The sequence below is a fragment of the Streptomyces sp. CNB091 genome (assembly GCF_000377965.1).
In genome coordinates this window covers 268,561-280,524 of sequence record NZ_KB899000.1, presented here as the reverse complement: position 1 = coordinate 280,524, position 11,964 = coordinate 268,561, and the positions used below count along the sequence as shown (strand labels likewise).

Genomic DNA, 11,964 nt, shown 5'->3' with positions numbered 1-11,964 from the left:
CTATCCGCGAGACCCGGACGTCTGGCGTCCGGTTCGGTCGAGCCGGACGCGCTGTCGACAGGTCTTCGGACTTGCGGGTGCGCAAAAGCACACCGATCACACCGTTGCGGGACAGTTCCGGATTCGCACCGGATTCCCCTGCGGCGACAGCGAGGTCGAGCATACATGTGGGGGCCGTCGGATGAAGCGGCCCCCACATGTTGTGTCGCGACGATTCAACGCGCCCCTCAGGAGGGCGCCTCCAGCTCCAGCCGGAAGGTCATGAGCCGTAGTCCCGGCACCGGTTCCCAGTCCCGTTCGGGGGTCCGTACGAAGCCGAGCCGACGGTAGATCCTATGGGCTCCGAGCATGCCCGGCTGCGTCGACAGCACCAGCGCCCGCACGTCGTCGGCGGACCGGGCGCGCTCGGCGCACGCCCGCACGAGAGCCTCTCCCACGCCCCGCCCACGCCCCTCGCGGGCCACCGCCAGCATCCGGAACTCGGCCTCGTCCGGACCGGCGATGTCGCGCCACGGGGTGCCGGGTGCGGCATACGTCACGCCGCCGAGCACCGACCCGTCCACGTCGAGCGCGACGAGGACCTCGGCCTCGGCCGCACGCTGCTCCACCGCCCGCAGTTTGAGCAGATACGGGTCCCGCGGGCCGTCCAGCAGACCGTCGCCGAGATACGCCTGGGCGATGATCTCGCCGAGGACCGCGTACTCGCCGGGCTCCGCCGCTCTGATCGTCAGGTCCATCAGCCACTCGTCCCCAAGTCAGCTCCTACGTCGGCCACTCGCTTCTACGTCAGCCGCTCGCTCCCCTGTCAGCCGCTCGCTCCCACGTCGTTGTTCGGGGCGCCGTCGCCCACCGGCGGCAGGTCGCCGCGTTCGACCGGCTGCCGCCCCCCGGCCCCGTCGGCAGGCGGCAGCACCTGGTCCAGCTCGCGGTCGTCGGCGCGGTGGGCGGCCCGTGCCGCCGACCGCAGCGTAGCCCGGTCCACCTCGTCGGGCGCCCCGCTCACGGTGACCACGAGTCCGCCCTGCTCCCGTGCGTACGCGTGGCCCGAATCCGTGGCCCGGTACCACTGGTCACCGTCCCGCTCGCACGTCTTCAGGGGCTCCTGGCCGCCGGCGGGCGCGGGGTCCTTCGTACAGTCGGCCCCGGCGTGCGCCCGGCGCTCCACCCGCAGCTGGATCTGCCCGCCGTCGGGCGTGGTGTAGACGCTGCCGAACCCGTCGTCGCCGATCACCCCGACCGACTGGCGGGCCAGGGCGTACCCCGGGACTTCGGTCACCCACACGTGCTCCGCGACGGTCTGCGCGGCCAGCGCCCGCGCCTCCAGCTCCGCCCGGTCGGGCGCGGGGTCCGCCGAGGCGCTCCGGTCCGCCGTCTCCGTGCCGGTCGCCACCTGGGTGCCGCAGCCCGTCGCCGCCGCCAGGCTCAGCGCCAGCGCCAAGGTCGTGAGTACGGGACGGAGCCGGGGCGGCCGGGGATGCGATGTCATGGGCACATCCTTTCGTACGGTGAGGGTTCCGTGCACCGGGAAATCGAGCGGCGCCGAAGTCCGTTCGAGGGTGCGAAAAGGGACCGCCGCACCCGTGGAAGGGGTGCGGCGGCCCGATCTCCGGCCGGTGGGTGCTCAGCAGCAGCGGAAGCCCTCGCGCGGATCCGCCTCGCGGGCGTCCATGCGGCCGCGTTCGAAGGCGCGACGGCTCATCACCGGCGTGTCCGGATCGTGGGCCCTCGCGTGCGCCACATAGCGGTCGTACGTCGACTCGCCGGTCAGCTCACGGACGTACCAGCGGATCCGTCCGGCCACCCGTCGCACGTCCGCGACCGTCATGTCCGGCTCCCCGTCTCCGCCGCCTCCTTGCGGATGCCGCCCTCGGGGCCGACTCCGGCGGCGGCCAGTTCGGCCTTCTCCTCCTTGGTCGCGAAGAGCGAGGCCGGGGCGACGAGCTTGGACTCGACGTACGGCGTCTCGTGCAGTTTGACGCTCTCCGGGTCGCGGATCGCCTGGTAACAGACCCGCCCGGCGTCCACGAGCACCACGATGATGAGGAGTGCGAAGAGCGCGCTCAGCACCCCGTCGACGGTGGAGTTGGTGACGACGGTCCGCATGTCGTCCATGCTCTTCGCGGGGGCCAGCACCTCGCCCGCGTCGATGCCCGCCTGGTACTTGTCGCGCTGGGCGAAGAACCCGATCTTGACGTCGTCGGAGAAGATCTTCTGCCAGCTCGCGGTGAGGGTGACCGCCACGTCCCAGGCGAGCGGGACCGCGGTGACCCACGCCCACTTGAGGCGGCCGGACTTGACGAGCAGGGTGGTGCAGACGGCCAGTGCGACGGCCGCCAGCAACTGGTTGGCGATGCCGAAGAGCGGGAACAGCTGGTTGATGCCGCCCAGCGGGTCGTGCACGCCGACCCAGAGGAAGTACCCCCAGCCGCCGACCACGACGGCGCTGGCGAACCAGACGCCCGGCTTCCAGCTGACCTCACGGAACGGCTTGTAGACGTTGCCCAGCATGTCCTGGAGCATGAAGCGCCCGACCCGGGTGCCGGCGTCCACGGTGGTGAGGATGAAGAGCGCCTCGAACATGATGGCGAAGTGGTACCAGAACGCCTTCATCGCGGTCCCGCCGACGACCGCGGAGAAGATCTCCGCCATGCCGAGCGCGAACGTGGGCGCGCCACCGGTCCGGGAGAGCAGACTCGCCTCCTCGACGTCCTTGGCGGCCTGGGCCAGGGCGTCCGGGGTGATGGTGAAGCCGAAGTTGGCCACGGCCTGCGAGGCCGACTGGACGCTGTCGCCGATCACGCCGGCGGGCGCGTTGATGGCGAAGTAGAGGCCGGGGTCGATGATGCAGGCGGCGATCATCGCCATGATCGCCACGAACGACTCGACCAGCATGGCGCCGTAGCCGATCATCCGGATCTGCGTCTCCTTCTGGACCATCTTCGGCGTGGTGCCGGAGGAGACCAGGGAGTGGAAGCCGGAGAGCGCGCCGCAGGCGATGGTGATGAAGACGAACGGGAACATCGAGCCGGCGAAGACCGGGCCCGAGCCACTGGAGGCGAAGTCGGTGACCGCGGGCATCTTCAGGGTCGGCAGGGCGACGACCACGCCCAGGGCCAGCAGCCCGATCGTGCCGACCTTCATGAAGGTGGAGAGGTAGTCCCGCGGGGCCAGCAGCAGCCAGACGGGGAGCACGGAGGCGAAGAACCCGTACACGATCATCCAGATGACCAGCGTGCCCGGCTCCAGCGTGAAGAAGTCCGCCCACGACGACTCGGCGACCCAGCCGCCCGAGACGATCGCGAGGAGCAGCAGCGCGACGCCGATGAAGGAGACCTCGCTGACCTTGCCGGGCCGCAGGGTGCGCAGATAGACGCCCATGAAGAGGGCGATCGGGATCGTCATGCCGATGGAGAAGACGCCCCACGGCGAGTGCGCGAGCGCGTTCACGATGACCAGCGCGAGGACCGCGAGCAGGATGATCATGATCATGAAGACCGCGACCAGGGCGGCGATCCCGCCCACCGGACCGATCTCGTCGCGCGCCATCTGGCCGAGCGAACGGCCGTTGCGGCGGGTGGAGAAGAAGAGCGTCACCATGTCCTGGACGGCGCCCGCGAAGATGACGCCGACGACGAGCCAGATCGTGCCGGGCAGGTAACCCATCTGCGCGGCGAGCACCGGGCCGACCAGCGGCCCCGCCCCGGCGATGGCGGCGAAATGGTGGCCGAACAGGACCCGGCGGTCGGTGGGGTGGAAGTCGACGCCGTTGTCCAGCCGTTCGGCGGGGGTCGCGCGGTTCCTGTCGGCCTTCAGGACCCGGTTGGCGATGAACCGGGAGTAGAAGCGGTACGCGATGGCGTACGAGCCGAGGGCCGCTGCCAGCATCCAGGCGGCGGAGACCTCCTCACCCCGCGAGAGCGCGAGGGTGGCCCAGCCGGCGGCCCCGACCAGGGCGACCAGGCTCCAGACCACTACGGCCCTGGGGGAGATGCCCCGTTTCCCCGGCACCTGCGGTGCCGATGGTGCTGGTGTGGGCGTTTTCGCCATGTGGTGACTCCGTCCCCTCGCTGATCACCGGTGCAATGGGCAGGAAATCTAGGGGACGCGTCCGCCCAGCGTCACCCCCCGTCCGCATTGCGGTCCGGCAACGGTGATGTATCGCACGGGGACACGGCTGCCGACGCGTTTCGGTTCATTCGGGATACGCCTGCTTTCCGGCCGGTCAGATCCAGCCCCGGCGCGCCGCCTCCGCGCCCGCCTGGAACCTGCTGCGGGCCTGCATCCTGGCCGTCAGCTCCGCGTTCATCCGGCGCACCGTGCGCAGGGACACCCCCAGCCTGCGGGCGGCCGTCGCGTCCGTGTGCCCCTTCGCCAGCAGGGACAGCAACTCGTCCTCCTGCGGGGTCAGCCCGTTGCCGTCGCGGCGGGGAGCGGGGCCGAGCGGGGTGGCGGTGGCCCACAGCTGCTCGAACAGGAGCCGGACCACCGCGACGGCTCCCTTGCTCCGCAACTCCAGCGCGCCCGCCCGGCCGTCGTCGGGGTCCAGCGGCACCAGGGCCACCTCCCCGTCGACCACGACCATGACCAGCGGCAGGGTGGGCAGCGTACGGCTCTCCGCGCCGAGCAGGCCCAGCCGGTTCACATAGCGCAGGGTCGAAGGATCGTTGCGGAAGCTGTCCTGATAGATGCTGCGGAGCCGTACGCCACGCTCCAACGCCCGCCGGTCCAGCGGCCCGCTGGCCTCCAGCGTGTCCGGGGACTGCGCGCCGCCGGGCAGCAGCGAGAGGCACTCCGTCCTGGCCAGCTCGGCCAGTTCGGTCAGCCGCTCGCGCACCGCGTCGAGCCCCTCCAGCCGTTTGACGACGTCGAAGCCGCCGCCCGCCCGCCGCCCCCGGTCCGTCGTGAGGGCCGACATCGCGTCCCGCGCGACCTCGAGTCCTCGTTGCTGCCGGGCCAGTTCGGCCTCCCGGCGGGAGAGGAGGAACGGCAGGCTGGCGGCCGGGTCCAGCGCGCGGAAGACCGGCGGGCCCTGCTCCGTACCGCGCGGGCCGTCATCCAGCAGACAGAGTTCGGCCAGCTGGTCCAGGGCTCGGCGCACATCTTCCTCGCTCCGCCCGAGCCGCGCCACGATCTCGTCCAGCCGCAGCTCCGGCTCCTCCAGAACGAGCCGGTACACCAGCTCCGTCCGCGCGTCCAGCCCCAGTACCTCTAACATCTCTGGCTCCCCCGCAGATGTCACGCCGTCCCCGCACTCCCGTGCGGGACGCCACTTCAGCACCGGGCGCGAGTGTAGGGCCGACTTGTTGTGAAGGTATAGACCAGGTCCACGGGATGGATGGGCCCCGAGAGGCCGCCCGTGGCCGGAAAGGCCGGGGCGGGCGAGTGGCCGCGACGGGTGCCGGTGGTGGCGTGAATGGCCGCTAGGTGTCTGGCAGTCGCCTGCCACCAGCGCATCGTCCCAGGCGGTGGGCCCCGTACGGCCGGCCGCGGAGCTGGCACCCTGCTGCCCCGTAACTCCCGGCCACCCGGAGACCGTGGCTTCCGGGGAGGCGATGGCGACAGGATCAGGCCGTCACAAGCCATTCACATACCGCTACATCTCCGAGGAGCTCCCGATGCGTGCGTTCCGTTCCCCGACCCGCCGCACCTCGCCGGCCGCACTCGCCGCCACGGTCCGGGAGGGCTTCTCCTGGGGGTGACTCCGGGAGGACGGGACGCCTCCGTGTTCCTGGTGACCGCGCTCCTGGTGCGTACCGAACCCCCGCACCCCGACCGGTGGACGGCACGGGACCTGGCCGGGCGGCTGCGCGCCCACCGCGTCGGCGCCCGCGTCCAACGCGCCGGACCGCACCCCGGGGGCCCGGTCCATGTGTACGTCTCCGAGAGCCCGGACGGCTCGGTGCGCGCCGCGCTCTACATGGAGAGCCCCGACTTCGTGCATGCCGAACTGGCCGCGCTGGACTTCCTCCTGACCCTCCTGAGCGCCGCGCGCCCCGCCTCCCTCGGCTGGCGGCCCGCGGCCCTGGGAGGCCCGGATCCGCACCGACCCCCCGAACCGAGAGGACCGGACCCGCCATGCCACGGCAGCGCCCCACCGTGTCAGTGATCATCCCCAACCACAACTACGAGAAGACCCTGCGGGCCTGCCTGGAATCCGTCTACGCCCAGACCCTGCGCCCTCGGGACGTGGTCGTCGTGGACGACGCCAGCACCGACCGCTCGCGCGACATCGCCCGGGAGTTCCCCTGTGTGCTCGTCGCCCGCCCGGACAACGCGGGGGTCTCCGCCGCCCGCAACCTCGGCGTCGCCGCCTCCGCCGGCCAGGTGCTGTTCTTCCTCGACTCCGACATCGCACTGGCCCCCGACGCGATCGAGAACGCCGTCGACCTGCTCATGGACGACCCGGAGACCGGCTGCGTCCACGGCGTCCTGGACCCCGAACCGCTCTTCGACGACGGCCCGGTGGAGGTCTACCACTGCCTGCACGCCCACTTCTGGCGACACCGCAGCGCCGGAGTCGTCGGCACCGCCTTCTTCGCGCTGGCCGCGATCGAGCGCCGCGTCTTCGAGGCGACCGGGCCCTTCGACGAGAACCTCCGCGACTCCGAGGACGTCGAGTACAGCGACCGCCTCGCCGCCACCCACCGCATCCGCCTCAGCGAGCGGGTGACCGGCCGCCACGACGACGTGGACCGGCTGCTGCCGATGCTCGCCGAGCAGTACCGCCGCTCCCAACTGCTCGTCCCCGTCGCCGCCGTCGAGCGCCGGCGCGGCGGTGGCCTGCGCGCCAACCGCACCGGCGGCGTCCTGGCCGCCGGTCTGGTCCCGCTCACCCTCCCGCTCGCCCTGCTCACCCCCTGGCTGCTCGCCGTGCCGCTGGCCTGCGCCGTGGCCTTCGCGCTGGCGGACCCCGGGCTGTCGCGTTTCGTGGCCCGCCGCAAGGGGTGGCCCTTCCTGCTCCGCTTCACCGCGCTGCACTTCGCGGTGCACCTGGCGCTCGTCCTCGGCGCGGTGGTCGGCGGGCTGCGCTGGCTGGTCGACCCCCGCTTCGGCCCCTCCGTCCGGGGCCGCCGCGACCGGCCCGCCCCGGTGGCCGCCCCGTGAGCGCCGGAGTGGACCAGGGGCGCGTGGGCGCCGGGGTGGGGGTGCCCCGGGCACCCCGGCCCGGGGTGCCCGGGGCCGGGGTGCCCGAGGCCGGGACCGGGTCGCCCGGGGCCAGGGTGCCCGGGGCCGGGTCAGGAACGGGGGCCGCGGTGCCCGAGGCCCCAGCGGGGGTACCAGGGCCCGCGGTGCCCGATGCCGCCGCCCCTCCGCCCGGTGTGCCGGAGCCCCCGGCGCCCGAAGCCGCCGCTCGCCCCTCCCGCCCCTCCCGCCGCGCCCGGCTGCTGCGCACGGCCGCCGTCCTCGTGCTCATCGCGGCGACCGCCTTCGCCGTGGGCGGTTCGCTGCGCGGAGCCGGTACGGAGATGGCCGAGGCCGCCGCACGGCCCGGGGGAGTGCTCCTGCTCATCGCCGCGCTCCTCGTCAACGCGGCCGGGCTCGTCCTGTCGATGCTGTCCTGGCGGGTCCTCGTCGTGGACGGCGGTTCCACGGCCCGCACCAGCGACACGGCCCGGATCTTCTTCATCGGCGTCATCAGCAAGTTCGTCCCCGGCCGTATCTGGGGCGTCCTCGCCCACATCCAGCTCGGCAAGGCCGTCGGCATCGCTCCCGAGCGGATGATCGCCGCCTTCGGCCTCGGCCTCGTCATCGGGATGACCACGGGGGCCGCCGCCGGACTCCTCGTCGCACCGGCCGTGTTCGGCACGGGCGCCTGGGTCTTCGCCCCGCTCGTCCTGCTCGCCGCCGCCGCCGTGGCCCGGCCCGGCTGGGTGGGCCGCCTCGTCGCGTGGACGATGCGGCTGGCCCGCCGCCCGGACGGAGCCGCCGAGGGCTCGCCCCGGGCCCTGCGGCTCTCCATCGGCTGGGCCTGCGCCTCCTGGGCCGTCTCCGGACTCCACCTGTGGGCGATCGTCGTCCTCCTCGGCGCCCCGCCGCTGCTCTCCCTGCCGGTCTGCGTCGGCGGCTTCGCCCTGGCCACCGTCGCCGGAAGCCTCGCCTTCGTCCTGCCCGACGGCTGGGGAGCCCGCGAACTCGTCCTCCTCGCGCCCCTCGGCGCGGTCATGCCGCTGTCCGCCGCCACCGCGGCCGTCATCGCCAGCCGGCTGGTCTGCGTGCTCAGCGAAGTGGCCGCCACCGGCGCCGCACTCGCCTGGGCCCGCGCCGCCGGACCCCTGCCCACCCCCCGACCCGCGCTCCAGGAAGGAGCCGCATGACCCCCGACGCCACCCCCCTGCTCACCGTGGACGACTGCGAACAACTGTCGACGAGCCAGGTGCACGAGCTGTACCGGTCCCACGTCAACAAGAGCCAGGTCTCCCTGATGACCTCCTTCGGCTTCGGCCGCGAACTCGTCGACCACGCCGAGGGATCCTGGATCCACACCCGCGACGGCCGCCGCATCCTCGACTTCACCGGCGGCGTCGGCGTCCTCAACCACGGGCACAACCACCCGCGGATCCTCGCCGCCCGCCGCCGCTTCCAGGAACAGCGCCGGATGGAGGTCCACAAGACCTACTTCTCGCCCTACATCGCCGCCCTCGGCCACAACCTCGCCCAGCTCCTCCCCGGCGACCTGAACCTCTCGTTCTTCCCCAACTCGGGGGCCGAGGCCGTCGAGGGCGCGGTGAAACTCGCGTACAAGTACCACGGCGGCCGCCGGCAGCGGATCCTGCACGCCGACATCAGCTTCCACGGCAAGCTGCTGGGCTCCGGCAGCCTCACCGGCAGCGCCCAGAACGCCTTCGCCTTCCCCGGCATCCCCGGCGTCTCCGCCTTCCGCTACGGCGACCTCGACTCCGTACGGGAAGCGGTCGCCGCGGCCCGGGACGCCAAGGGCCGCTGCGACGTGTACGCGATCCTCATCGAGCCCTTCTCCGCCTCCACGATGACGGAGTGCTCCGAGGAGTTCCTGCGCGGACTGCGGGAGCTGTGCACCGAGGAGAAGATCGTGCTGATCTTCGACGAGATCTACACCGGCTGGGGCAAGACCGGCAGCCTCTTCCACTTCATGCGCTACCCCGGACTCGTCCCGGACGTGGTGACCACCTCGAAGTCCTTCGGCGGCGGCAAGTCCTCCGTCTCCGCCTTCGTCGCCCGCGAACCCGTCTTCCGCAAGGCCTACGACAGCCTCGGCGACGCCATGCTCCAGTCCACCAGCACCACGTACTACGGCTTCGGCGAGGAGACCGCCACCGCGCTGGAGGCCGTCAACATCGCGGTCGAGGACGACTACCCGGCCCGCGCCCGCGCCATCGAACGCGTCCTCGCCCCGGGCCTGGAGCGGCTGCGCAAGCAGTACCCCGACATCATCGCGGACGTCCGGGGCGCCGGAGCGCTGTACGGGATCTTCCTCGACGGCGGCCCCCGCCTCCTGGACCTCGCCGCGAAGATCGCCCCCGGCGGGCTGGCCCGCGACCCGCTGCTTCGCACCAAGGTCATCACCTGCGCGGTCGTCAACGCGATGTACCACGACCACGACGTGTACATGTACTACACGCTCAACGGCCGCAGCCCCCTGGTGGCCGCGCCCTGTCTGGTCGCAGGACCCGACGAGGTGGAGATCTTCCTCGACGCCTTCGACAAGACCCTGGCCAAGGGCATGAACCGGCTCCTCACCGCCTTCCTCAAGGACAAGGCGGTGTCCCGATGGGCGGCCTGACCATCGCCGTGACCGGAGCCGCCGGCATGCTCGGCTCCCACCTGGTGGCCCGGCTCGCCGCCGACGGCCACGACGTCGTCGGCGTCGACCTGCGCGACGACCCCCACCCGCCCGCCGGGGCCCGGCACATCGTCGCCGACATCCGGGACGCGGCGGCGCTCGCCCGCGCCTTCGACGGGGCCCACGCGCTGGTGCACTGCGCCGCCGCCCTGCCCAGCTACCCCGTCGACCAGATCCGCTCCATCACCGTCGACGGCACCCGTACCGTCCTGACCGCCGCGCACCGGGCCCGGGTCGACCGGGTCGTGCACATCTCCTCCACCGCCGTCTACGGACTGCCCAAGCAGGTGCCGACCCCGGAGGAGCACCCCCGCCAGCCCGTCGACCCGTACAGCAGGGCGAAGGCCGAGGCCGAGGAGGTCTGCGAGGAGTTCCGGGCGCGCGGGATGTGCCTGCCGGTGCTGCGCCCCAAGACCTTCCTCGGGCCCGGCCGCATGGGCCTCTTCTCGATGCTCTTCGAATGGGCCGAGGAGCGCCGCAACTTCCCGGTCCTGGGCCGGGGCGACGTCCGCATCCAGATGTTCGGCATGGCCGACCTCGTCGACGCCGTGGTGCTCGCCCTGAACGCCCCGCCCGAGATCGCCAACGACGTCTACAACCTGGGCGCCGCCGAATTCGGCACCCTGCGCGAGGACTTCCAGGCCGTGCTGGACGCGGCCGGACACGGCAGACGCGTGGTCCCGCTGCCGGCAGCACCGGCACTCGCGGTCCTGCGCCTGCTGGAGCGCACCAAGCTCTCCCCCGTCTACGGGCGGCTGCTCTTCAAGCTCCTCGACGACAGTTACGTGGACATCGGCCGGGCCACCGAACGGCTCGGCTTCCGTCCCGCGCTCTCCAACCAGGACGCCATCCTCGGCACGTACGCGTGGTGGCGCACCCAGCGGGGGGCCGGCGCGCCCGCTCCCGGAACCGGCCGGACCAGCCGGGACCCGTGGCGCCAAGGGGCGCTCGGCCTGGCCAAGGTCTTCTTCTGATCCCCTGGAGCCCTGCCGTGGACATCACCCGGTCCTCACCCGCGCCCGCGCGCGTGGTGGCAGTCCCGCCCGAACCCGAACCCGCCGACCTCACAGCCCTGCCCGAACCCACCACCGTAGAGCCGCTTCAGCCGGTTCAGCCTCTTCCGAGCGCGCCCGCGCCCGTGAGCGTCAGTGTGACCGCGACCGCGACCGCGACCGCGACCGTCAGCGTCAGCGCGACCGCCACCGACGTACGGGGCCGTCGCCGCCGCAACCGCCCCCGCGACCTCCTCGCGCTCCTGCGCCCCGGCCAGTGGGTGAAGAACCTCGCCGTCGTCCCGCTGGCCCTGCTCGACACCCACCCCTGGGGGGCCGCAGCCTTCCTGCGCACCGGCTGGGCCGTCCTCGGCTTCACCCTCGCCTCCGCGCTCGTCTACGTCGTCAACGACCTCGCCGACCGGGAGCGGGACCGGCTGCACCCGGTCAAACGCCACCGCCCGATCGCCTCCGGCCAGGTGTCCACCGTCGCGGCCGTCGTCCTGACCGGCGGCCTCGCCCTGACGCTGACCGGCTGGGCGGTGGCCGGACCCGCCTGGCAGTGGTGGCCCACCGCCCTCTACCTGGCGCTGAGCCTCGCCTACTCCCAGGGCCTCAAACACGTACCGCTGGTGGACGCGTTCATCGTGGCGACCGGCTTCGTGCTGCGGCTCGTCCAGGGGTCGCTGCTCATCGGCTCCCAGCTGTCCGAGTGGCTGGCGCTGTGCGTCTTCTCCCTCTGCCTGATGCTGGCGCTCGGCAAACGCCGGCACGAGATGACGGCGGCGGGCCGCGCCCACCGCCCCGCCCTGCGCGGCTACACACTCGCCTTCCTCGACCATCTCGTCGTCCTGGTCGCCGTGCTGACCGCCGTCAGTTACGTGCTCTACCTGCGCGACGACGCGGCACTCGCCGCCGGGGCCTCCCTCGTCACCCTGCTCTCCGCCCCCTGCGCCGTCTTCGGCCTCGCCCGCTACCTCCAGCTCCTCCTAGTCGAGGAGGGCGGCGGCAACCCCGTACACGTCCTCTTCCGGGACCGCGCCACGCTCGTCAACGCGGCGCTGTGGGCGGTGCTCGTCGCCCTCGCCCTCCTCCTCCCGCACTCGTCCGCATGACCCGCCCTCCCGCACGCGTCCGCATGACCCACCGATC

11 protein-coding genes and 1 riboswitch are annotated in these 11,964 nt (G+C 72.6%); of the genes, 6 read left to right on the top strand and 5 right to left on the bottom strand.

All coding sequences use genetic code 11. The annotated features are described in order from the left end of the window. Positions 1 to 39: 39 nt before the first annotated feature. Positions 40 to 163: riboswitch (cobalamin riboswitch) on the bottom strand. Positions 164 to 227: 64 nt separating this feature from the next. The 5 genes from D581_RS0120830 to D581_RS0120810 all read right to left on the bottom strand — a co-directional run bounded on the left by D581_RS0120830 (position 228) and on the right by D581_RS0120810 (position 5,215). Continuing rightward, a complete protein-coding gene (locus tag D581_RS0120830) occupies positions 228 to 737 on the bottom strand; it encodes a GNAT family N-acetyltransferase (protein WP_018959142.1) in 510 nt (169 codons plus the stop codon). A 68-nt stretch (positions 738 to 805) separates the two neighbouring features. Continuing rightward, positions 806 to 1,486, bottom strand: a complete 681-nt coding sequence (locus D581_RS0120825) for a hypothetical protein (RefSeq protein WP_018959141.1) — start codon at positions 1,484 to 1,486, stop codon at positions 806 to 808. A gap of 135 nt (positions 1,487 to 1,621) precedes the next feature. Continuing rightward, on the bottom strand, positions 1,622 to 1,825 hold the full coding sequence (locus D581_RS0120820) for a YbdD/YjiX family protein (RefSeq protein WP_018959140.1): 204 nt from the start codon (positions 1,823 to 1,825) through the stop codon (positions 1,622 to 1,624). Continuing rightward, entirely contained in the window at positions 1,822 to 4,047 is a 2,226-nt protein-coding gene (locus D581_RS0120815) for a carbon starvation CstA family protein (protein ID WP_026290745.1), read from the bottom strand. The genes D581_RS0120820 and D581_RS0120815 overlap by 4 nt, the downstream gene beginning before the upstream one ends. Positions 4,048 to 4,222: 175 nt before the next feature. Further along, a complete protein-coding gene (locus D581_RS0120810) occupies positions 4,223 to 5,215 on the bottom strand; it encodes a helix-turn-helix transcriptional regulator (RefSeq protein ID WP_018959138.1) in 993 nt (330 codons plus the stop codon). A 507-nt stretch (positions 5,216 to 5,722) separates the two neighbouring features. On the opposite strand from D581_RS0120810, the gene D581_RS0120800 reads away from it, so the two are divergent. From D581_RS0120800 to D581_RS0120775, 6 genes are all read left to right on the top strand, one after another. Continuing rightward, the gene (locus tag D581_RS0120800; RefSeq protein WP_018959137.1) at positions 5,723 to 6,106 is read left to right on the top strand and encodes a hypothetical protein; all 384 of its coding nucleotides are present in this window, start codon (positions 5,723 to 5,725) and stop codon (positions 6,104 to 6,106) included. Then, positions 6,076 to 7,104 (top strand): glycosyltransferase family 2 protein, encoded by a 1,029-nt coding sequence (locus D581_RS0120795; RefSeq protein WP_199787823.1) that lies wholly within the window; start codon positions 6,076 to 6,078, stop codon positions 7,102 to 7,104. The genes D581_RS0120800 and D581_RS0120795 overlap by 31 nt, the downstream gene beginning before the upstream one ends. Before the next feature lie 185 nt (positions 7,105 to 7,289). Next, complete coding sequence (locus D581_RS01000000137505; protein ID WP_486585865.1) at positions 7,290 to 8,315, top strand: lysylphosphatidylglycerol synthase domain-containing protein; 1,026 nt, start codon at positions 7,290 to 7,292, stop codon at positions 8,313 to 8,315. Continuing rightward, positions 8,312 to 9,760, top strand: a complete 1,449-nt coding sequence (locus tag D581_RS0120785) for an aminotransferase class III-fold pyridoxal phosphate-dependent enzyme (protein WP_018959134.1) — start codon at positions 8,312 to 8,314, stop codon at positions 9,758 to 9,760. The genes D581_RS01000000137505 and D581_RS0120785 overlap by 4 nt, the downstream gene beginning before the upstream one ends. Next, positions 9,748 to 10,794 (top strand): NAD-dependent epimerase/dehydratase family protein, encoded by a 1,047-nt coding sequence (locus D581_RS0120780; RefSeq protein ID WP_018959133.1) that lies wholly within the window; start codon positions 9,748 to 9,750, stop codon positions 10,792 to 10,794. Before D581_RS0120785 ends, D581_RS0120780 begins: the two co-directional genes overlap by 13 nt. A gap of 17 nt (positions 10,795 to 10,811) precedes the next feature. Beyond that, complete coding sequence (locus D581_RS0120775) at positions 10,812 to 11,927, top strand: UbiA prenyltransferase family protein (RefSeq protein ID WP_020679224.1); 1,116 nt, start codon at positions 10,812 to 10,814, stop codon at positions 11,925 to 11,927. Positions 11,928 to 11,964: the final 37 nt, after the last annotated feature.

Coding starts and splice junctions, on each gene's coding strand:
- D581_RS0120830 (WP_018959142.1), bottom strand. CDS start 737: ATGGACCTGACGATCAGAGCGGCGGAGCCCGGCGAGTACGCGGTCCTC.
- D581_RS0120825 (WP_018959141.1), bottom strand. CDS start 1,486: ATGACATCGCATCCCCGGCCGCCCCGGCTCCGTCCCGTACTCACGACC.
- D581_RS0120820 (WP_018959140.1), bottom strand. CDS start 1,825: ATGACGGTCGCGGACGTGCGACGGGTGGCCGGACGGATCCGCTGGTAC.
- D581_RS0120815 (WP_026290745.1), bottom strand. CDS start 4,047: ATGGCGAAAACGCCCACACCAGCACCATCGGCACCGCAGGTGCCGGGG.
- D581_RS0120810 (WP_018959138.1), bottom strand. CDS start 5,215: ATGTTAGAGGTACTGGGGCTGGACGCGCGGACGGAGCTGGTGTACCGG.
- D581_RS0120795 (WP_199787823.1), top strand. CDS start 6,076: ATGCCACGGCAGCGCCCCACCGTGTCAGTGATCATCCCCAACCACAAC.
- D581_RS0120785 (WP_018959134.1), top strand. CDS start 8,312: ATGACCCCCGACGCCACCCCCCTGCTCACCGTGGACGACTGCGAACAA.
- D581_RS0120780 (WP_018959133.1), top strand. CDS start 9,748: ATGGGCGGCCTGACCATCGCCGTGACCGGAGCCGCCGGCATGCTCGGC.